Origin of the sequence: Pseudophaeobacter sp., from assembly GCF_048267565.1 — a bacterium.
GTDB lineage: Bacteria > Pseudomonadota > Alphaproteobacteria > Rhodobacterales > Rhodobacteraceae > Pseudophaeobacter > Pseudophaeobacter profundi.
The window spans coordinates 975,385-996,380 of record NZ_JBLWXG010000001.1 but is presented as its reverse complement, the minus strand read 5'-3'; the positions used below and the strand labels follow the sequence as shown (position 1 = coordinate 996,380).

The following is a 20,996-nucleotide window of genomic DNA, read 5'->3' as shown; positions in this document are numbered from 1 at the left end:
GGGCTTTAGCTATCTGCTTTGTCAGCTACCGCCTGATCTGGCGCGTCCTGATCCACCTGATCCTGTGCGGGCTCGGGTTGGGGGAGGTTGGGATAGATGATTGGTTCTTTCAGGTATTTCGCCGCTTCCTTGCGGGCAAAGGGCTTCATCGCTGCGCCATTGGCCATCAGAAATTCCCGGCTGGCGGCGGCGTCATGTTTGCTCAGGTCGCGGACCCACCAGGCGATGGCCTTTTGCAGGAACCAGTTGCGATCGGGCACATAGGAGGCGGCCCAGCCCAGGATGCGGTCGCGCCGTGCCTGATCTTCGGGTTTGAGGTTGTTCAGCTTGGCCCAGGGCAGGCAGGCCACAAGCGCGGCGCGCCGGGTCCACATATTGTCGCTGGTTGTCCAGGCTTCGACATCATCCAGGCGCGTTGGGTCGGCGGTCAGCCGTTTCTGCATGGCCATCGCGGCGTGATCGGCAATCGCCCAGCTGTCAAAATCCGGCAGCCAGCTTTGCAGCAGATCCCAAATCGCGGCATCGTCTTTGATGCGGGCCTGGGTCAGCAGCTTGGCTGCGGCCAGGCGGGCCTCAAAGACGTCACTTTTCCACAGCTCATCCGCCAGGGTGACACGCTCTGGCAGGGTCAGCGCCTGGCGCCAGGCCTTGGTGATATCGTTGATCGCGGTGTTGGGGACGCCCAGAACGATGCGCTTTTGCTTGTGGTAGCTGACCATTTGTTCAGCGCGGCCGGGTTCATTTGCGGCGTTCAATTCGGCCAGGGCATCTTCAAGGATCATCAGGTTACTCCACCGTGACGGATTTTGCGAGATTGCGCGGCTGATCTACATCGGTGCCTTTGGCAACCGCAGTGTGATAGGCCAGCATCTGTGCCGGCAGCGCATAGAGAATAGGGGCCAGGCTGTCGTGAACCTGTGGCATCTGGATGGTTTGCCAGGTGCCGTCTCCCCCTTCCTTAAGGCCCGCCGCATCCGAGATCAACAGCACCTTGCCCTTGCGCGCCATGACCTCTTGCATGTTGGAAACGGATTTATCAAAAAGAGCGTCCCGTGGGGCCAGTACCACCACCGGCATCTGTTTGTCGATCAGGGCAATGGGGCCGTGCTTCAATTCTCCAGATGCATAGGCTTCGGCGTGTATGTAGCTGATTTCTTTTAGTTTCAAAGCGCCCTCCAGCGCCAGTGGGAACATCATCCCACGGCCCAGAAACAGCACGTCGCGGGCTTCGCTCAGCTTTTGCGCTGCCTGGCGTATGGTGTCGTTTTGCTCCAGCCCGGCGGCCAGTACATTTGGCAGCCCGCGCAGGGCCGAGATATGCGCCTGCAGATCCTCAGCCGAGATTTCACCGCGATCCGTTGCGGCCTTGAGCGCCAACATCAACAATACGCTGAGTTGGCAGGTAAAGGCCTTGGTCGAGGCTACGCCAATTTCAACGCCTGCGTGGATGGGCAGGGCCAGATCGCTTTCGCGCGCGATCGAACTTTCCGGCACATTGACCACCGATAGGATCTTATCCGCCTTGCCCGCACAGTAGCGTAGTGCCGCCAAGGTATCAGCGGTTTCGCCGGATTGGGAAACAAACAGCGCTGCGGTCTTGCCCGGGATCGGTGGTTCGCGGTAGCGGAATTCAGAGGCGATATCGACTTCCACCGGAATACGCGCGATCTGTTCAAACCAGTATTTGGCGGTCAGGCAGGCATAGAAGGCAGTGCCGCAGGCGACCAGGGTCAGCCGCTCGATCTTTGAGAAATCAATGCCATCACCTGGCAGATGCACCGCATCTTCGCCGACGGGCAGATAGTGGCGGATGGCCTCTGCGATAACCGTGGGCTGTTCGGCGATCTCTTTCGCCATGAAGTGTTTGTGGCCGGCCTTGTCGACCTGCGCCACATCGATCTGGATGATCTTCATCGCCCGATTGGCCAGCGCACCCTGGGCATCGCGGATTTCCAGGCTGGTGCGGGTCAGGTAGACCCGGTCGCCTTCTTCCAGATAGGTGACACGATGGGTTAGCGGTGCCAGCGCGATGGCATCGCTGCCGACGAACATTTCGCCATCGCCATGCCCCACCGCCAGCGGAGAGCCTTTGCGCGCGGCAATCATCAGATCGTCTTCGCCTTCGAACAGAAAGGCCAGGGCAAAGGCCCCCTCTAGCCGGTCCAGGGTTTTATTGGCAGCCGCGATGGGAGACAGCCCCTGGGCCAGGTGGTGCTGGGTCAGCAGGGCAACGGTTTCGGTGTCGGTTTCGGTCTGAAACTCGATACCGCAGCTGGCCAGTTCAGTGCGCAAATCGCGGTAGTTTTCGATGATGCCATTGTGCACAACAGCAACCGCGCCAGCACGATGCGGGTGGGCATTGCCGACCGAAGGCGCCCCATGGGTGGCCCAGCGGGTATGGCCGATACCGGATTTTCCGGGCAGCGGTTCATGCACCAGCAGGTCGCTTAGGTTGACCAGTTTCCCCAGGGCCCGCCGCCGCGCCAGGGCGCCGTTGTTGACGGTTGCAATGCCGGCACTGTCATAGCCGCGATATTCCAGCCGCTTGAGCGCCTCTACCAGAATGGGTGCCGCTTCATGTTTTCCAAGGACGCCTACGATGCCACACATTATTCGGATCCTTTTTTCAGACGGGTCTTTTTGGCGCGCAGCATGTCCATCAGCTTCTCGGCGTAGCCAGGCTTGTTTTCTTGCCGCGTGCGGGAAATGGCCAGCGCGCCGTCTTCTACATCCTTTGTGACCACGGTGCCCGAGGCCGTCATGGTTTCATGCCCCAGGGTCACGGGGGCCACCAGCAAGGTGTTGGAACCGATGAAGCTGCGCGCGCCAATCTTGGTACGGTGTTTCATCACCCCGTCATAGTTGCAGGTGATGGTGCCGGCACCAATGTTGGTGGCCTTGCCGATCGAGGCATCGCCGATATAGCTCAGGTGGTTGACCTTGGCACCTTCGGCGATTTCGGCGTTCTTGATTTCGACAAAGTTGCCGATATGGGTGTCTTCGGCCAGTTCCGCACCGGGGCGCAGGCGGGCATAGGGGCCGACCTTGGCACCGCGGCTGACATGGCAGCCTTCCAGATGGGAAAAGGCACGGATCAGCGCGCTGCTTTCGATCGTGACACCGGGGCCAAAGACCACATTGGGTTCGATCACCGTGTCGCGGCCAATGACGGTATCAAAGGCCAGATAGACGGTCTCCGGTGCCATCAGGGTGACGCCCAGATCCATCAGCTCTGCCCGTGCTTTCGCCTGAAATACCGCATCCGCTGCGGCCAGATCACTGCGTGAATTCACGCCAAGGGTTTCGCTTTCGTCACAGGCAACAGCGGTGACGCTGCGGCCCGATTTGCGCGCGCCCTCGACCAGATCTGTTAGGTAATATTCGCCCGAAGCATTGTCATTGCCGATCTCGGCAATCAGATCAAACATCAGCGCCGCATCGCAGGCTATCAGGCCGGAATTGCAAAAGCTGATGGCCCGCTCTGTCTCAGAGGCGTCTTTGTATTCGACAATGCGTTCCAGGCTGTCGCCCTGCATCACCAACCGGCCATAGCGGGCGGGATCCGCGGCCTGAAAGCCCAGCACCACCAGATCGGCACTGGCGCGGGCGGCAATCATGCGTTCCAGGGTTTCAGCGCTGACAAAGGGCGTATCGCCATACAGCACCACCACATCACCGCTGAACCCCGTCAGGGCGGCACGGGCCTGATCTACCGCATGGGCCGTGCCAAGCTGTTCTTCTTGCAAGACCACTTCGGCGGTTTCGTCAATCTCGGCAACGGCGGCCTGCACCGCCTCGGCCCCGTGACCGGCGACAACGATCACCCGTTCTGGATCCAGGACGCGGCCTGCAGCAAGCGCGTGTTCTAGCATTGACGCCTGGGCAATGGGGTGCAGAACCTTGGGGATATCCGAATTCATGCGTGTGCCTTTGCCAGCGGCAAGCACGACAAGGGCTATGCTCATAATCAGTTTTCTCTTTGACTTTATTGCCCCCGTTCTATCGGCTAACAGCAAGGGTGCAAGCCAAAGAGCCATCAAAGATGGTTGCGACTTGCAATAAAGGGCAGCAAAAAGACGCCGAGTGGGGGCAAAATGCGAACAGTTATCTTTGATCTGGATGGAACACTGGCGGATACTTCGGGTGATCTATTGGCGGCGGCAAATGCCTGTTTTCGCCAGATGGGGCTGGGGGATATGCTGACCCAGCCGCAGGATGCGGCCACGGCCCTGCGTGGTGGCAAGATGATGCTGACGGCCGGTATGAAACGGGCAGGCGTCTATGATGCGGCGAAGGTCGAAGATTACTACCCGGTCCTGCTTGCGGCTTACCGCGACGCCATTGATCATCACACTTTCCTGTATCCCGGCGCGATGGAGGCGGTAGAGACCCTGAAACTGGCGGGATATGGCGTTGGCATCTGCACCAACAAGCCAGAGGCCCTGGCCGAACAGCTGATGCGCTCATTGGGGGTGCGGGATTCCTTTGCCTCTTTGGTCGGGGCGGATACTCTGCCGGTGCGCAAACCTGACCCCGAGCCCCTGTTCGAGGCCGCGCGGCGGGCTGGCGGGGATCCGGCGAGAACCATTCTGATCGGCGACAGTGACACCGACCGCAACACGGCGGCCAATGCCGGGGTGCCGTCGGTGCTGGTAACCTTTGGTCCGGCGGGGGGGGATATGGCCGCGCTCAAACCCGAGGCCCTGTTGCAGCGCTACGAAGATCTGCCCGATATGGTTGCCCGTCTTATTGGCTAGGGGCTGGCGGCTTGGCGGTGCCATGCTAGGGGCTTGCCGGTGGTAAAGGGGGCTTGCCAAGGGTTTGTTCCCCCTTGACCGCCGCGAAAGGGCGGCTCACAAACCCCTTATGAGCGAGAAATTTACTGGCAGCTTCACCCAGCAAGAAGCACTCTCTGAGGCGGCAATCGAAGCCGCACTGCAGGTTCTGCGCCATGGGCGCCTGCATCGCTATAACGTCACCGAGGGTGAGCATGGCGAGACGGCCTTGCTGGAGCAAGAGTTCGCGGCCCAGATCGGTGCCAAATATTGCTTGGCGGTCGCCTCGGGTGGCTATGCGCTGGCGACTGCGCTGCGCGCCGTCGGGGTGCAGCATGGCGAGTGCGTGCTGACCAATGCCTTTACCCTGGCCCCGGTGCCGGGGGCGATCGCTGCGGTGGGCGCTTCTCCGGTCTTTGTTGGCGTCAGCGAGGACCTGACCATTGATCTGGATGATCTGGTGGCCAAGGCCGATCAGGCGCGCGTCCTGATGCTGAGCCATATGCGCGGGCATCTGTGTGACATGGACCGCCTGATGCAGATTTGTGATGACGCGGGCATCATCGTGATCGAGGACTGCGCCCATACCATGGGGGCGGCCTGGAAGGGGCAGGCTTCGGGCCGACAGGGCGCGGTGGGCTGCTATTCGTGTCAGACCTACAAGCATGTAAATTCTGGTGAAGGTGGCCTGCTTGTCACTGATGATCCCGACATCGCCGCCCGTGCGGTCATGTTGTCGGGGTCCTACATGCTGTATGAACGCCACCTGGCAGCGCCCCCGCCCGAGGCATTTGAGCAGGTGAAATACGATACACCGAATATTTCCGGCCGCATGGATAATCTGCGGGCCGCTATCCTGCGCCCGCAACTCTATGAACTTGACGCGCAGGTGGCGCGCTGGAATGAACGCTACCGGGTTGTTGAATCCGGGCTGCGCGATACCCCCGGCCTGACCATTGTCGAACGCCCCGAGGGGGAGAGCTATGTCGGGTCGTCGATCCAGTTCCTGCTGCTTGATTGGCGCGATGATGCGCTGCAAGAGGTGATCGCCCGCTGTGGCGCGCGCGGGGTGGAGCTGAAGTGGTTTGGCACCCCGGAGCCGGTGGCCTTTACCTCGCGCTATGACAGCTGGCGCTATGCTGAGGCGCAGAGCCTGCCCAAAAGCGACCGCATCCTGGCCGGGATTGTCGATATGCGTGTGCCCCTAACCTTTAGCCTTGAAGACTGCGCCCAGATTGCGCGGATCATCCGGGAAGAAGTAGGCGCAGTCTTCCAGTCTGAGGCCCAGCATAGCAGGGGCCGGAGTGGTTAGGGCGGCAGCGGTTTTGCCCGAATGAAACAGCGTTGCAGTGGGGGCTCCAGTTTGGTGCCCCCTTTTTTGTGTCACGTGCATTTTTGACTTTTCGATCTAATCTTTGGTTTTGCTTGATAATCCCGGTTTCGAGGATTTGTCGCGCCGTCGCCATCGCAGGGCAGGGATTGACCCGAATCAAGGTTGCGCTCTATGAAATGAACAACTGTTCAGATAATTTAGCCAGAACTGTGGGAAAGGGAGCGGGAAATGTTCAATGCGAGCATGCAATTCGATCTTGGAGATGAGGTAAATGCGTTGCGCGATATGGTGCATCGCTGGGCGCAGGATCGCGTCAAACCCATGGCGCAGGAAATCGACCAGAAAAACGAATTCCCAGCCGAACTCTGGGCCGAGATGGGGGAGCTTGGTCTGTTGGGCATCACGGTGCCGGAAGAATTTGGCGGTGCGGGCATGTCGTATCTGGCCCACACGGTCGCGGTTGAGGAAGTGGCGCGGGCCAGCGCCTCGGTCTCGCTGTCTTATGGCGCGCATTCAAATCTTTGCGTCAATCAGATCAAGCTGAACGGCAGTGACGAGCAAAAGAAAAAATATCTGCCCGGTCTGGTGTCCGGTCAACATGTCGGAGCCCTTGCCATGTCCGAAGCGGGCGCCGGGTCGGATGTGGTTTCGATGTCGCTGCGGGCGGAAAAGCGGAATGACCACTACCGCCTGAACGGCAATAAATACTGGATCACCAACGGCCCCGACGCCGATACACTGGTGGTCTATGCCAAGACCGATCCGGAAGCGGGCTCCAAGGGCATCACCGCTTTTATCGTTGAAAAAAGCATGACGGGTTTTTCGACCTCGCCGCATTTTGACAAGCTGGGTATGCGCGGATCCAACACGGCCGAGCTGATCTTTGACGATTGCGAAGTGCCGTTTGAAAACGTGCTGGGCGAAGAGGGCAAGGGCGTCAAGGTGTTGATGTCCGGGCTGGATTACGAACGGGTGGTTCTGGCCGGTATCGGCACCGGGATCATGGCCGCCTGTATGGACGAGATGATGCCCTACCTGAAAGAGCGCAAGCAGTTTGGCCAGCCAATCGGGAACTTCCAGCTGATGCAGGGCAAGATTGCCGATATGTATACGGCAATGAACGCGGCACGCTCGTATGTCTATGAGGTGGCAAAGGCCTGCGACAAGGGCACCGTGACCCGCCAGGATGCGGCGGCCTGCTGTCTTTTTGCCTCTGAACAGGCGATGACCCAGGCGCATCAGGCGGTGCAGGCGCTGGGCGGCGCGGGCTATCTGTCCGATAACCCTGTGGGCCGGATCTTCCGCGATGCCAAGCTGATGGAAATTGGCGCTGGCACCTCGGAAATTCGCCGGATGCTGATCGGCCGGGAACTGATGGGCACCATGTAAACCAACACCCCCCAGCTGTCCGAGGGAGGCCAACTGGGGGGATTGAGGTGTTTGGCAGGCCTGTGCGGGCCCGCCAGTTGATGTTAGAGTAAGGGATCAGAACCTGTGAACGTAGCTGACACCAATGGTGACCGGGTCAATTTCGGCTGTGCCGATAGAGGCGCCGTTCAGGTAGGCATCGGATTCGATGTCCATGTAGCGGACGTTCAGACGCAGCGCACCCTTGTCGGAAACCTGCCAGTCAGCCCCCGCCTGGACCGCAAATCCCCAGCTGTCTTCAAGTTTCAGCACACCAAGGGAAGACTGCTCTTCAAAGAAGGTTGTGTAGTTGATCCCGGCCCCGATGAAGGGTTTGATTTTGCCATTGGTGGGGAAGTGATAGTTGACCGACAGGGTGGGCGGCAGCTGCTTGGATGTCCCGGCAAGGGCGCCGCCGATGCTGATGTCATGTTCAAACGGGGTCGCGGCCAGCAGTTCAATCCCGAGATTGTCGCGGATGAAGTACTCTGCGGTGAAGGAAGCCTGGGTATTGTCGTTTATTGTGGCCGGGCCACCAGCCAGGGTGCCATTATTCGACTTGGGGTTGACGTTGATGACACCGATACCAAAGGTCCAGTCGCCTTGGGACTGTGCAAAAGCCGGGGCCGCTACAACAGTGCAGGCGGTTACCAGCGCGAGAATGGAAGCAGAGCGTTTCATGGGGGGAATCCCTTTTCTTGTATTTACGCCTCCTCTTTGCGCCCTTGTCCGGATGAATGCTCTGATCTGGATCAAGAGAGAACTCGCTTTCCCCTTGGGTATGCAGGAAAATCCCGCATACCTGCCATGCAATATGAGAGTAGCTGCTGATGCGAGAATATCCGGGTTTGACCGCAGGGGGGTCTTGGTCTCTGCCTGCGGGGCTGAATATGGCGGCTCAGGCCATGGCGCATGCGCCAGCGGCGCTGGCGATCATTGATCTGACAGGGCCAGAGCGCCGCGACATCAGCCATGGGCAATTGGCCGAAATGGTCGACGGTCTTGCGCGCTATATGCAGCCGCGCATCCAGGCGGGTGACCGGGTTGGTGTCTTGCTTAGCCAGTCGCCCTGGTGCGCCGCCGCGCATTTGGCCATCTGGAAGCTGGGGGCGATTTCAGTCCCATTGTTCAAGCTGTTCAAACGTGATGCCCTGGCCTCGCGGGCCGGGGACGCTGGCGTTGCCTTTGTCCTGACCGATCCCGATGGGGCAGATCTCTTGGGGAATCTGGCCGAGGCGGTTCTGGTAGACCGTGTCGGGCGCCCCGGTGATCCGGTTGCCTTTGCCGACACGACGCCAGAAACGCCAGCGGTGCTGATCTATACCTCGGGCACCACGGGCAGCCCCAAGGGGGCGCTGCATGGTCATCGGGTGCTGACCGGCCATTTGCCCGGTGTGTCTGTCAGCCATGATCATCTGGGCCAGCCCGGAGACTGCCTGTGGACCCCGGCAGATTGGGCCTGGATTGGTGGCCTGTTTGATGTCTTGATGCCGGGTCTGGCGCTGGGCGTGCCTGTGGTGGCGGCGCGGCTGGATAAATTCAGCCCCGAGGCCTGCGCTGATCTGGTACAGCGCGGCAATATACGCAATGTTTTCTTTCCCCCCACAGCGCTACGCATGCTGAAAGCGGCGGGGCAGGGGCTCGACGGTCTGCGCTCTGTTGCCTCTGGCGGAGAGCCCCTGGGCGCAGAGATGCTCGCCTGGGGCCAGGCGCATTTCGGCCTGACCATCAATGAATTCTACGGCCAGACCGAATGTAATATGGTGGCTTCCTCCTGCGGTGTCGACTACCCGCCGCGTCCCGGCTGCATCGGCAAACCTGTCCCCGGCCATCAGCTGGCAGTGCTGGACGCGACCGGTAATCCGACCACGGATGAGGGGGATGTGGCTGTCCGCCGTGGGTCGGCCTCGATGATGCTGGAATACTGGAACCGCCCGGAAGAGACCGCCGCCAAGTTCTGCGGCGACTGGCTGGTCACCGGAGACCGCGGCATCTGGGAAGGCGACTTTCTGCGCTTTGTCGGTCGCGAAGATGACGTGATCACGTCTTCAGGCTACCGCATTGGCCCGGCCGAGATCGAAGACTGTCTGATGACCCACCCCGCCGTGGCCACCGTTGGTGTTGTCGGTAAACCCGATCCGTTGCGCACCGAGATCGTCAAGGCCTATGTGGTGCTGAAACCCGAGAGCCAGGCTACGCAACAACAATTGCAAGACTACGTAAAAGACCGTCTTGCCCAGTATTCCTACCCTCGCGAAATCTCTTTTCTGGAGGCCCTGCCGATGACAGTGACCGGCAAGGTGATCCGTAAAGAGCTCAAGGCGCGGGCCGCGCAGGAGCTTACGTCGTGAAGGTCGTTCAGTGCATCGCGGCTGCTTTCATCGCCTCACTGGTGCTGACTGCCCCAATGCTGCGGGCGCAGCCCCAGCAAGAGAACATGTTTGACAGCCAAGGGTATCTTGCCGCTTGCAGCAGCCGGGTCTCAAATGGCGCGATGTTGGTTCCTATGCGGCGACTTTGTGACTCGACATCAACCAAGCTTTGCAATCTCAGTCTTGAAATGCGCGGGCGTGGGGACTGCATGGTTTTCGGCTCTTTTTGGCTGGAGCAGGATAGCCCGCGCGTCAAGCAGCAGTATATCGGGGCTCAGACGATGGCGGAGACGTCTTCTGCTTTTCAGAATCGTCAGGTCGCCGACCTGACTTCTACCCAGATTGGCGCCTACCAAACGGCGCTGTTGAAATGGTTCAAACTCCGCGTGGTTGAACTCGACCAGACAACCCGCACCAGGTGATAAGGACGCAGACATGAAACTCAAATCCAAGGCGATGCCTTCCTCCGAAGGTTTCAAGGCAAATCAGGCCGCGCATCTCGATGCGCTGGCGCAGATTTCTGCAGTGGCCGAGGCTGCGCGCCTGGGGGGGGGCGAAAAATCTCGCGCCCGCCATGAAAGCCGGGGCAAGATGCTGCCACGGCGCCGGGTGGCAAACCTGCTGGATCCGGGCTCGCCCTTTCTTGAGATCGGTGCGACAGCGGCCCACAACATGTATGACGGTGCAGCCCCTGCCGCAGGCGTGATTGCGGGTATTGGCCGGGTGCATGGTCAAGAGGTCATGGTGGTCTGTAATGATGCCACCGTAAAGGGCGGCACCTACTACCCGATGACGGTGAAGAAACATCTGCGGGCGCAGGAAATTGCCGAGGAAAACCGCCTTCCTTGTATCTACCTGGTGGACTCGGGCGGCGCCAACCTGCCACAACAGGACGAGGTCTTCCCGGACCGCGACCACTTTGGCCGCATCTTTTACAATCAGGCGCGCATGTCCTCCAAGGGCATTCCGCAAATCGCCGTGGTCATGGGCTCTTGCACCGCCGGTGGCGCCTATGTGCCCGCGATGTCTGACGTGACCATCATCGTCAAGGAACAGGGCACTATCTTTCTGGCCGGCCCCCCCCTGGTCAAGGCCGCCACTGGCGAGGTGGTCACGGCCGAGGATCTCGGCGGCGGAGATGTGCACACGCGGCTCTCTGGCGTGGCGGACTACCTGGCCGAAGATGACGCCCACGCCCTGGCACTTGCGCGCCGCGCCGTGCAGTCGCTCAATATCATCAAACCGCAAACGGTGAACTGGGCCTCCCCCGAAGAGCCCGCCTATGACCCCGAAGAAATCCTGGGCGTGGTTCCTGGTGATCTGCGCACCCCCTATGACATCCGCGAAGTGATTGCGCGCCTGGTGGACGGCTCACGCTTTGACGAGTTCAAACCGCGCTACGGCGAAACCCTGGTGACCGGTTTTGCCCATGTCAAAGGCTGCCCTGTGGGGATCATCGCCAACAATGGCGTCTTGTTTTCCGAAGCCGCCCAAAAAGGCGCGCATTTTGTAGAACTCTGCTCACAGCGCAAAATCCCATTGGTCTTTTTGCAGAATATCACCGGTTTCATGGTGGGACGAAAATATGAAAACGAAGGCATCGCGCGCCACGGTGCCAAGATGGTGACGGCAGTGGCTTCGACCAATGTGCCGAAAATCACCATGCTGGTCGGCGGCTCCTTTGGCGCGGGCAACTACGGCATGGCGGGGCGGGCCTATCAGCCGCGTTTCCTGTGGACCTGGCCCAACTCACGCATCTCGGTCATGGGCGGCGAACAGGCGGCAGGCGTGTTGGCCACGGTGAAACGCGACGCTATTGAGCGCCAGGGCGGCAGCTGGTCGGCGGAGGAAGAAAACCAGTTCAAACAGCCCACCATTGATATGTTCGAAGAACAAAGCCACCCGCTCTATGCCGCAGCACGGCTCTGGGATGATGGCATCATCGACCCCCGCAAAAGCCGAGATGTGCTGGCCCTGTCACTGCAGGCCGCGCTCAATGCAGAAATCGATGAAACCCGCTTTGGCGTCTTCCGCATGTAAATGCCTGCCATTCATCTTGCCAAAAATACCTCGGGGGTCCGGGGGCAGAGCCCTCGGTCCGACGTTGCAGACAAAGGACCATCCCCATGTTCGATAAAATTCTGATTGCCAATCGCGGTGAAATTGCCTGCCGTGTGATAGAAACCGCCCGCTCCCTTGGGGTCAAAACCGTGGCCGTCTACTCCGATGCGGATCGCGCCGCCAAACATGTGGCCATGGCAGATGAAGCCTGCCACATCGGCCAGGGTCCGGCGCCGGCCGACAGCTACCTGTTGGGCGACGAGATCATTGCGCAGGCCCAGGCGATGGGGGCCCAGGCGATCCACCCGGGCTATGGCTTCCTGTCGGAAAACCCGGATTTTGTGGAGGCCGTCGAGGCAGCCGGGCTGATCTTTATTGGCCCCTCGGCAGATGCGATCCGCAAAATGGGTCTCAAAGATGCCGCCAAGGTATTGATGGAGGCGGCCGGCGTGCCCGTGGTCCCTGGCTATCACGGCGCCAATCAGCAGGCTGACTTCCTGAAAGCCGAGGCCGATAAAATTGGCTATCCGGTATTGATCAAGGCCGTAGCCGGTGGTGGCGGTAAGGGCATGCGCCTGGTCGAGGCTGGCAGTGAATTTGCCGAAGCGCTTGCCAGCGCCCAGGGCGAGGCGACAACGGCCTTTGGCAATCCGGATGTCCTGATCGAAAAATACATCCAGCAGCCCCGCCATATCGAAATCCAGGTCTTTGGCGATGGTACTCATGCGGTACATCTGTTTGAACGCGACTGTTCGTTGCAGCGCCGCCACCAAAAGGTGATCGAGGAAGCTCCGGCCCCCGGCATGACGGATGAAATGCGCGCCGCCATGGGGGCGGCCGGGGTACGCGCCGCCGAGGCCATTGGCTACAAGGGGGCTGGCACGGTGGAATTCATCGTTGATGGCTCCGATGGTCTGCGCGCCGATGGCTTCTGGTTCATGGAGATGAACACCCGACTGCAGGTGGAGCATCCGGTATCAGAACTGATCACAGGTGTTGATCTGGTCGAATGGCAGTTGCGCGTCGCTGCAGGCGAAAGCCTGCCAGCCCAGCAAGAGGATCTGGCAATTTCAGGTCACGCCTTTGAAGCGCGGCTTTATGCCGAAGATGTGCCAAAGGGGTTTTTGCCAGCCACCGGCACCCTGACACATCTGCAATTTCCCGCAGACTGTCGCGCCGACAGCGGGGTGCGCGCTGGCGATACCATCAGCCCCTGGTATGACCCGATGATTGCCAAGGTCATCGTGCATGGGCCAACCCGTGACATTGCCCTGTCGCGCCTGTCGCAGGCCCTGGCCGAAACCGAGGTCGGCGGCACGGTCACCAACCTGGCATTCCTGGGCGCGCTTGCGGCGCATGAAAGCTTTGCCGCGGGGCAGGTCGACACCGGTCTCATTGCGCGGGATCTGGAGCAACTGGTGCAGGTGCCGCAAGTGAAATTTGAACACAAGGCTGCCGCAGGCATGCAGGCTTTGGGCCTGGTGGACATGGATTGGGCGGCGGGCTTTACCCTTTGGTCTGATCTGCGCCGCTCGATACATCTCAGCTATCAGGGGGAAGTCTTTGAAGCCACGGTTGAAGTGGACGGGCCGGACCGCCAGATCTGGGAGTTCCCGGGACATCCCGAGGATCAGATCTGCGCCAACCGGGTTGGCGGCACTTGGCTACTGGGCGGTGATCGGTTGCCGCCAATGACCCAGGCGGGCAATTCCATCACTGTCTTTGATGGCTATGGCCAGGTCTTTGAAGTGATCGACCCGCTGGAGCGTGACGCTACGGCGGGCGGCGATCTCAATGTGGTGGAAGCGCCGATGCCGGGCCTGGTCAAGGCAGTCTTCGCCAAGGCGGGGGCCGAGGTCAAAGAGGGCGACCGGCTGGCTATTCTGGAGGCGATGAAAATGGAACATTCTTTGTTGGCCGCCCGCGACGGTACGGTGGCCGAGGTCCTTGCTACCGAGGGCGATCAGGTTGAGGCTGGTGCTGCGCTGGTGCGTCTGGAAGAGAGCTAGGCCGCAACAGGTTCGAGCCGCGCGTTCCGGGGCGCGGTTTGGAATTTAGGTATTTAGGGTAAGATGAAGGAGGGGCGGGGCGTGCAACGGACTGTCGAGATCTTTGAGATGGGGCCGCGCGACGGGCTGCAGAACGAAAAGCGCGCCATCCCGGTGGCCGAGAAAATCGCATTGGTGAATTGCCTGTCGCGGGCCGGGTTTCGCCGTATTGAGGTCGCGAGTTTTGTGTCACCCAAATGGGTGCCGCAGATGGCGGGCAGCGCCGAGGTTTTAGCCGGAATTGGCCGGGTTGCCGGGGTTTCCTATGCAGCTTTGACCCCGAATATGCGCGGCTACCGGGATGCGGTGGCGGCGGGGGCGGATGAGATCGCGGTATTTGCCTCAGCCTCGGAAGGCTTTTCCCGTGCCAATATCAATGCGACCATTGCCGAAAGCCTGGAGCGGTTTGAGCCGATTATGGCGGCGGCGGCGGCGATCAATCTGCCGGTCCGGGGCTATGTGTCCTGTGTAACGGATTGTCCTTTTGATGGCGCGACGGCCCCTGAGCAGGTGGCGCGGGTGGCGCAGCAGCTGCATGAGATGGGCTGCTATGAGGTCTCGCTGGGCGATACCATTGGCCAGGCAACGCCAGAGGCCATCAGCAAGATGCTGGAGGCGGTGAAGGCGCGGGTGCCGGTGTCGCAACTGGCGGGCCATTATCATGACACGGCGGGGCGCGCCCTGGTCAATATCGAGGCGTCGCTGGCGCAGGGGGTGCGAGTGTTCGATGCCGCAGTTGGCGGTCTGGGGGGGTGTCCCTATGCGCCGGGCGCCGCTGGCAATGTTGCCACCGAAGCGGTGCAGGATCATCTGGTGGCGCTGGGATATGAAACGGGGCTGGATCGTGGGGTTTTGACCGAAGCGGCCACTTTGGCGCGCAGGATGCGCGGAAGTGACTGAACAGGGCGGCCTGCCCGGGCAGGCCCCGACGCGGTGTGATTGAGGAAGAGGAAAAGTGATGTACAAGACGGTGTTGTTGGAGACGGATGCGCGCGGGGTTGCACGGCTGACCCTGAACCGGCCGGAAAAGCATAATGCGATGTCTGGAGAGATGCTGCTGGAGATCAAGGCGGCTGCTGCCGAGCTGGCGACGGATGAGCGGGTGCGTGTTGTGGTCTTGACCGGTGCGGGCAAGAGTTTTTGCGCAGGTGGTGATCTGGGCTGGATGCAGCAGCAGATGCAAGCCGATGCGGCCACCCGCGCCGCAGAAGCGCGTATTCTGGCCGAGGCTTTGATGCTGCTGAATACTCTGCCGAAGCCGCTCATCGGGGCGATTCAGGGCAATGCCTTTGGCGGCGGCGTCGGCATGGCATCAGTCTGTGATGTGGCCATTGGGGTGGATCATCTGAAAATGGGGCTGACGGAAACCCGTCTGGGCCTGATCCCGGCCACCATTGGCCCCTATGTGGTGGCGCGTATGGGCGAGGCGCGGGCGCGGCGGGTTTTCATGTCGGCACGTCTGTTTGGCGCGGCGGAAGCTGTCGATCTGGGCCTGTTGGCCAAAGCGGTTCCGGCGGCTGATCTGGCGGCTGCGGTGGAGTTTGAGGTGGAACCCTATCTGTCCTGCGCGCCAGGTGCGGTTGCCGCGGCGAAAAAATTAGCGCGAGATCTGGGACCGCGTCTGGATGATACGGTGATCGATATGACCATTTCTGCCCTGGTGGAGCGTTGGGAGGGCGATGAAGCCCCGGAAGGCATCGGCGCCTTCTTTGACAAGCGCAAGCCGCGTTGGCAGGGATGATACCAGCGCTAGGTTAATCCGCATTTTGAATGTCTGTTTTTCCGGGTGTCGCGAGAGCTCGCGGCACCTTTCCTTATGGAAATAATAAGAAATTAACCTGGGGCGGTCCAAATGGCGCCAAGTGATGCTGCTGGGTCTCGGCGCATGTAGAAAGCCCGGTTCATCCGCATTGGTTCGGTTGACGATAGGGGGGGCGGCGAGTAGACACATGCGCAAGTCAACACGCCAATTGACGGCGCGCGAGAATCCGCGCGCTCGGAAAGGAGCCACTCGTGGAAGAGATGTTGCGGGAATACCTCCCGATCTTGGTGTTTCTAGTTGTCGCGGTCGGCCTAGGAATTGTTCTTATTTTGGCGGCAGTTGTGCTTGCCGTGCGCAACCCTGACCCCGAAAAAGTCAGCGCCTATGAATGCGGTTTCAACGCCTTTGATGACGCGCGCATGAAATTTGACGTTCGGTTTTATCTGGTGTCGATTCTTTTCATCATTTTTGATCTGGAAATCGCCTTTCTGTTTCCCTGGGCCGTTGGGTTCAAGGATATGAGCGATACCGGTTTCTGGTCGATGATGGTTTTTCTTGGGGTTCTGACCATCGGCTTTGCCTATGAGTGGAAAAAGGGAGCTCTGGAATGGGAGTGATGACCGGGGCCAATACCGCTGGGGTGGACAAGGAAGTTGTTACCCAGGCGCTGAATGCAGAATTGCAGGACAAGGGGTTTCTGCTGACCTCTGCCGAAGATATCATCAACTGGGCCCGCACCGGCAGCCTGCACTGGATGACCTTTGGTCTGGCCTGCTGTGCGGTCGAGATGATGCATACGTCGATGCCGCGCTATGATGCCGAACGTTTTGGCATTGCGCCGCGGGCCTCGCCGCGCCAATCGGATGTGATGATCGTGGCCGGGACCCTGACCAACAAGATGGCGCCCGCGCTGCGCAAGGTTTACGACCAGATGCCAGAGCCGCGCTACGTGATCTCCATGGGCTCCTGTGCCAATGGCGGCGGCTATTACCACTATAGCTATTCGGTGGTGCGCGGCTGTGATCGTATCGTTCCGGTTGATATCTACGTGCCAGGCTGCCCGCCCACGGCGGAGGCCCTGCTTTACGGGTTGATGCAGCTGCAGCGCAAAATCCGCCGTACCGGTACCCTGGTGCGCTAAGCGATCTGGCTGGAGAGACATAAATGACTGAAGCACTGCAAGAACTCGGGACCCAGATCGCCGCCAAGCGCCCGGACTGCGTTTTGTCCTGGGATGTTGCCTTTGATGAATTGAACGTCGATGTGGCCCCGGCCAATATCGCCGGCCTGGTTGAATTTCTGAAAACAGACAGCAACTGCAAGTTTTCATCCTTGGTTGACATCACCGCCGTGGACTACCCCGAGCGCACCAAGCGCTTTGAGGTGGTTTACCATCTGCTGTCTATGTACCAGAACCAACGTATCCGCCTTCGGGTCTCCATTCGCGAAGACGACATGGTGCCGTCGATTGTTGCTGTTCACCCTTCGGCCAACTGGTTTGAGCGCGAAGTTTTCGACATGTTCGGAATCCTGTTTTCTGGTCATCCGGATCTGCGCCGCATCCTGACCGACTATGGCTTTCGCGGCTATCCGCTGCGCAAGGATTTCCCCACCACGGGCTATACCGAAGTACGTTACGACGAGGCGGAAAAACGCGTTGTCTATGAGCCGGTGAACCTTGTGCAGGAATATCGCCAGTTTGATTTCATGTCGCCATGGGAGGGTGCCGAGTACATCCTGCCCGGTGATGAAAAGTAAGAGGTCGATCGGATGGCTGAAATAAAGGTAGATGACCGGTTTGCGAAACCCACCACCCTGTTCTTCGGTATCGGAGCACAGAAGGCCGGTACGTCCTGGTTGCATGCCTACCTTGATCAGCACCCGGATGTTAGCGTGCCCCAGGGCAAGGAAATGCACTACTGGAGCTACCTAGAGACGGGCTATTCCTTTCATCACAATCGGCAGAAAGATCGTCTAGAGAAATTTAACACCGCCAAAGGCGTGTTAGGGGATCTTGGCAAAGGAAATGCAAAGCCCCCGCCATTTTTCGCCGACTATGTTGAGATGCGAGAGAAAAAAGACCCATCTCATACTCTGTATGCGAATAATCTGTTTGACGGTTACACGGACCAGCAAGTGGTTGGTGAGATCACCCCAGACTATTCAAGGCTGAGTTCAGAAATATTTGCTCAGATGGCGGCATTGAACACCGATACAAAGTTCATTTTTGTCATGCGTGATCCGATTGAGAGGCTGCATTCCGCGATGCGCATGCGGCTGCGGGCGCAGGGGAATCCGTCGCGCAAGTTGGGACAGGATGAAATTCTGGATGCGCTGAAAGAGGTGGTCTCAACCCCGAATGCCGCGCCGCTGCGTCGCTCGCGCTACGACCAGACACTTGCAAACCTTGAAGCCTCCGTCGCGGCCGAGAAGATCGGCTATTTCTTCTACGAGGATATCTTTGAAAAGCGCAACGTGAATGATGTTTGTGATTTCTTGGGGATCGCCCATCGGCCTGGCGATTTTGATACCCAGGTAAATGCAGGCGCGCCAAAGGAAACAGAATTTGATCCCGCCTTCCGGGCCCTGGCTTTGGCCCATGTGGGGAAGGTCTACGACCTGATGCAGGCACGGTTTGGTGATCGCTTGCCCAGGGCATGGAAAATGCACTTTGACGGCGACAGTGGCCTGGCAAAGGTTGCGGAGAAAGTGGAATGAGAGTGACCTGTAAGACGAAACACAGGGCGGATGCTGCGGTTATGGCCCATGACCTGACTTTGGATCTCCCCCTGACCACGCATAAAAAGGGACAATCTCTATGATGGACGGCTCCAAATTCGATGACGCCCAGACCGGCGAGCAGAAGATCCGCAATTTCAACATCAACTTTGGCCCGCAGCACCCTGCGGCCCACGGGGTGTTGCGTCTGGTGTTGGAGTTGGACGGCGAGATTGTAGAGCGCTGCGACCCGCACATCGGCCTGCTGCACCGTGGCACCGAAAAGCTGATGGAAAGCCGCACCTACCTGCAGAACCTGCCGTATTTTGACCGGCTGGACTATGTGGCGCCGATGAACCAGGAACATGCCTGGTGCTTGGCAATCGAAAAACTGACCGGCGTTGAAGTGCCGCGTCGTGGCTCGCTTATCCGGGTTCTGTACTCTGAAATCGGCCGTATTCTGAACCACCTGCTGAACGTCACTACCCAGGCGATGGACGTTGGCGCGCTGACGCCGCCGCTCTGGGGATTTGAGGAACGTGAAAAGCTGATGGTGTTCTATGAACGCGCCTGTGGGGCACGTCTGCACGCGGCCTATTTCCGCCCCGGTGGGGTGCATCAGGATATTCCGGATGATCTGCTGGACGATATCGACCTCTGGGCGATGGAATTCCCCAAGGTACTGGCTGATATCGACGGGTTGTTGACCGAAAACCGCATCTTCAAGCAGCGCAACTGCGATATTGGCGTGGTGACCGAGGAAGATATCCTGGAATATGGCTTTTCCGGCGTTATGGTGCGTGGATCGGGCATGGCCTGGGATTTGCGCCGCGCGCAGCCCTATGAATGCTACGATGAATTCGACTTCCAGATCCCTGTGGGCAAGAACGGGGATTGCTATGATCGCTATCTGGTGCGCATGGAAGAAATGCGCCAGTCGCTGTCTATCATCCGTCAGGCCATCGTCAAACTGCGTGAGGCCACTGGTGATGTGATGGCGCGGGGTAAGCTGAGCCCGCCCAAACGAGGTGATATGAAGACCTCGATGGAGAGCCTCATTCACCACTTCAAACTCTATACCGAAGGCTTTCACGTGCCCGCCGGTGAGGTCTATACCGCCGTCGAGGCCCCGAAGGGCGAATTCGGCGTCTATCTGGTGGCAGATGGGTCTAACAAACCCTACCGCAGCAAGATCCGCGCGCCGGGTTTCCTGCATCTGCAAGCCATGGACCACGTTGCAAAAGGCCACCAGCTGGCCGACGTCGCTGCCATCATCGGCACCATGGACGTCGTATTTGGAGAGATTGACCGCTAATGCTTCGTCGCCTTCATTCCGAACAACCCGAAAGCTTTGCTTTCACGCCCGCCAACCAGAAATGGGCCGAGGCGCAATTGACCAAATTCCCCGAAGGCCGTCAGGCCTCGGCTGTGATCCCGCTGTTGTGGCGGGCACAGGAACAGGAAGGCTGGGTCTCCAAGCCGGCGATTGAATATATCGCCGATATGTTGGGCATGGCCTATATCCGTGTGCTCGAGGTTACCTCGTTCTACTTCATGTTCCAGATGCAGCCCACCGGATCGGTGGCGCATGTGCAGGTCTGTGGCACCCTGTCTTGCATGATCTGCGGCGCCGAAGATCTGATCGCGGTTTGCAAGGACAAGATTTCTGAAAAACCGCATACCCTCTCGGCGGATGGCAAGTTCAGCTGGGAAGAGGTCGAATGTCTGGGCGCCTGCGCCAACGCGCCGATGGCCCAGATCGGCAAGGACTATTTTGAAGATCTCACCGCCGCCGGCTTTGGCCAGATGCTGGATGATCTGGCGGCAGGCAAGCCTGTTGTGCCGGGGCCGCAGAATGGCCGTTATGCGGCAGAGCCAAAGTCGGGCCTGACCTCGTTGCAGGATTTTGATAGCGGCAAGGCACAGTATAACGCATCGGCACAGCTGGCGACTGATATTGGCGACGGCATCAAGCGGATCCAGGGTGATGAAGTTCCGCTGCTGACCCCCTGGGTTGGCAAGGATGGTGTGGTCGCAGGGCGCGCCTCAGCGGATCAGCCCCCCAAGGCTCCCGAGGCCGCGAAACCGGCCGCCAAGCAGGCCAAAGAGGCCGCAAAGGCACCGGTAAAAAAATCTGCAGTGGTAGAGCCTGCCTCCCCCGAAGGGGCGGCGGCCAAGGTCACCGAGGAACAGGAACCCAAGACGCTGAAAGAAGCGCGCGGTGGACTGCCGGATGATCTGAAACTGCTAAAGGGCGTTGGTCCCAAGCTGGAGGCAACCCTGAACGATCTGGGCTTTTTCCACTTTGACCAGATTGCGGAGTGGGGCGAGGCCGAAGTGGCCTGGGTCGACAACCGATTGAAGTTCAAGGGCCGTATCGAACGGGATGGCTGGATTGCACAGGCTGCCAAACTGGCGGTGGGTGACGAGACTGAATTTGCCACGAAGGCCAAAAAAGACGGCCGCTACGACGACGAATAACCGAACTGGCTGTCCTATTCCGGGGCAGGCAGGGAACAG

General features: G+C 59.6%; 19 protein-coding genes. 15 read left to right on the top strand and 4 right to left on the bottom strand.

From position 1 onward, the window contains the following. Positions 1–5: 5 nt before the first annotated feature. Genes ACN0VH_RS04710 through glmU form a run of 3 tightly spaced genes read right to left on the bottom strand, consistent with a single transcriptional unit; the run spans position 6 to position 3,965 of the window. The gene (locus tag ACN0VH_RS04710) at positions 6–782 is read right to left on the bottom strand and encodes a DNA alkylation repair protein (RefSeq protein ID WP_278920985.1); all 777 of its coding nucleotides are present in this window, start codon (positions 780–782) and stop codon (positions 6–8) included. A 4-nt stretch (positions 783–786) separates the two neighbouring features. After that, the gene (gene glmS / locus ACN0VH_RS04705) at positions 787–2,610 is read right to left on the bottom strand and encodes a glutamine--fructose-6-phosphate transaminase (isomerizing) (protein ID WP_417699688.1); all 1,824 of its coding nucleotides are present in this window, start codon (positions 2,608–2,610) and stop codon (positions 787–789) included. Next, positions 2,610–3,965, bottom strand: coding sequence for a bifunctional UDP-N-acetylglucosamine diphosphorylase/glucosamine-1-phosphate N-acetyltransferase GlmU (gene glmU / locus ACN0VH_RS04700; protein WP_417699687.1), 1,356 nt, complete (start codon positions 3,963–3,965; stop codon positions 2,610–2,612). The genes glmS and glmU overlap by 1 nt, the downstream gene beginning before the upstream one ends. 129 nt (positions 3,966–4,094) lie before the next feature. On the opposite strand from glmU, the gene ACN0VH_RS04695 reads away from it, so the two are divergent. From ACN0VH_RS04695 to ACN0VH_RS04685, 3 genes are all read left to right on the top strand, one after another. Then, entirely contained in the window at positions 4,095–4,757 is a 663-nt protein-coding gene (locus ACN0VH_RS04695; protein ID WP_278920982.1) for an HAD-IA family hydrolase, read from the top strand. A 109-nt stretch (positions 4,758–4,866) separates the two neighbouring features. Then, positions 4,867–6,087 (top strand): DegT/DnrJ/EryC1/StrS family aminotransferase, encoded by a 1,221-nt coding sequence (locus ACN0VH_RS04690; protein WP_417699685.1) that lies wholly within the window; start codon positions 4,867–4,869, stop codon positions 6,085–6,087. 249 nt (positions 6,088–6,336) lie between these two features. Continuing rightward, a complete protein-coding gene (locus ACN0VH_RS04685; protein WP_278920980.1) occupies positions 6,337–7,497 on the top strand; it encodes an isovaleryl-CoA dehydrogenase in 1,161 nt (386 codons plus the stop codon). Positions 7,498–7,593: 96 nt separating this feature from the next. On the opposite strand, the gene ACN0VH_RS04680 is transcribed toward ACN0VH_RS04685, so the two are convergent. Continuing rightward, a complete protein-coding gene (locus tag ACN0VH_RS04680; protein ID WP_278920979.1) occupies positions 7,594–8,196 on the bottom strand; it encodes an OmpW/AlkL family protein in 603 nt (200 codons plus the stop codon). A gap of 149 nt (positions 8,197–8,345) precedes the next feature. On the opposite strand from ACN0VH_RS04680, the gene ACN0VH_RS04675 reads away from it, so the two are divergent. The 12 genes from ACN0VH_RS04675 (at position 8,346) to ACN0VH_RS04620 (ending at position 20,957) form a co-directional block, all read left to right on the top strand. After that, on the top strand, positions 8,346–9,866 hold the full coding sequence (locus ACN0VH_RS04675) for an AMP-binding protein (RefSeq protein ID WP_417699683.1): 1,521 nt from the start codon (positions 8,346–8,348) through the stop codon (positions 9,864–9,866). Further along, on the top strand, positions 9,863–10,309 hold the full coding sequence (locus tag ACN0VH_RS04670; protein WP_417699682.1) for a hypothetical protein: 447 nt from the start codon (positions 9,863–9,865) through the stop codon (positions 10,307–10,309). Before ACN0VH_RS04675 ends, ACN0VH_RS04670 begins: the two co-directional genes overlap by 4 nt. Positions 10,310–10,322: 13 nt before the next feature. Beyond that, positions 10,323–11,927, top strand: a complete 1,605-nt coding sequence (locus ACN0VH_RS04665) for a carboxyl transferase domain-containing protein (RefSeq protein ID WP_417699680.1) — start codon at positions 10,323–10,325, stop codon at positions 11,925–11,927. Positions 11,928–12,013: 86 nt separating this feature from the next. After that, a complete protein-coding gene (locus ACN0VH_RS04660) occupies positions 12,014–13,957 on the top strand; it encodes an acetyl/propionyl/methylcrotonyl-CoA carboxylase subunit alpha (RefSeq protein ID WP_278920975.1) in 1,944 nt (647 codons plus the stop codon). Positions 13,958–14,038: 81 nt separating this feature from the next. Continuing rightward, complete coding sequence (locus ACN0VH_RS04655) at positions 14,039–14,896, top strand: hydroxymethylglutaryl-CoA lyase (RefSeq protein ID WP_417699679.1); 858 nt, start codon at positions 14,039–14,041, stop codon at positions 14,894–14,896. Between the two features lie 58 nt (positions 14,897–14,954). After that, positions 14,955–15,737 carry a crotonase/enoyl-CoA hydratase family protein gene (locus ACN0VH_RS04650; RefSeq protein ID WP_417699678.1) on the top strand — a complete coding sequence of 261 codons (783 nt, stop codon included), beginning with the start codon at positions 14,955–14,957 and terminating at the stop codon, positions 15,735–15,737. Positions 15,738–16,009: 272 nt separating this feature from the next. Then, the gene (locus tag ACN0VH_RS04645; RefSeq protein WP_009808934.1) at positions 16,010–16,375 is read left to right on the top strand and encodes an NADH-quinone oxidoreductase subunit A; all 366 of its coding nucleotides are present in this window, start codon (positions 16,010–16,012) and stop codon (positions 16,373–16,375) included. Beyond that, complete coding sequence (locus tag ACN0VH_RS04640; RefSeq protein ID WP_278920972.1) at positions 16,366–16,899, top strand: NuoB/complex I 20 kDa subunit family protein; 534 nt, start codon at positions 16,366–16,368, stop codon at positions 16,897–16,899. Before ACN0VH_RS04645 ends, ACN0VH_RS04640 begins: the two co-directional genes overlap by 10 nt. A 23-nt stretch (positions 16,900–16,922) precedes the next feature. Then, on the top strand, positions 16,923–17,516 hold the full coding sequence (locus ACN0VH_RS04635; RefSeq protein WP_417699677.1) for an NADH-quinone oxidoreductase subunit C: 594 nt from the start codon (positions 16,923–16,925) through the stop codon (positions 17,514–17,516). 12 nt (positions 17,517–17,528) lie between these two features. Further along, positions 17,529–18,476 carry a sulfotransferase gene (locus tag ACN0VH_RS04630; protein ID WP_417699675.1) on the top strand — a complete coding sequence of 316 codons (948 nt, stop codon included), beginning with the start codon at positions 17,529–17,531 and terminating at the stop codon, positions 18,474–18,476. Positions 18,477–18,579: 103 nt separating this feature from the next. Beyond that, positions 18,580–19,791, top strand: a complete 1,212-nt coding sequence (locus ACN0VH_RS04625) for an NADH-quinone oxidoreductase subunit D (protein WP_278921441.1) — start codon at positions 18,580–18,582, stop codon at positions 19,789–19,791. Then, on the top strand, positions 19,791–20,957 hold the full coding sequence (locus ACN0VH_RS04620) for an NADH-quinone oxidoreductase subunit E (RefSeq protein WP_417699673.1): 1,167 nt from the start codon (positions 19,791–19,793) through the stop codon (positions 20,955–20,957). The genes ACN0VH_RS04625 and ACN0VH_RS04620 overlap by 1 nt, the downstream gene beginning before the upstream one ends. Positions 20,958–20,996 lie beyond the last annotated feature (39 nt).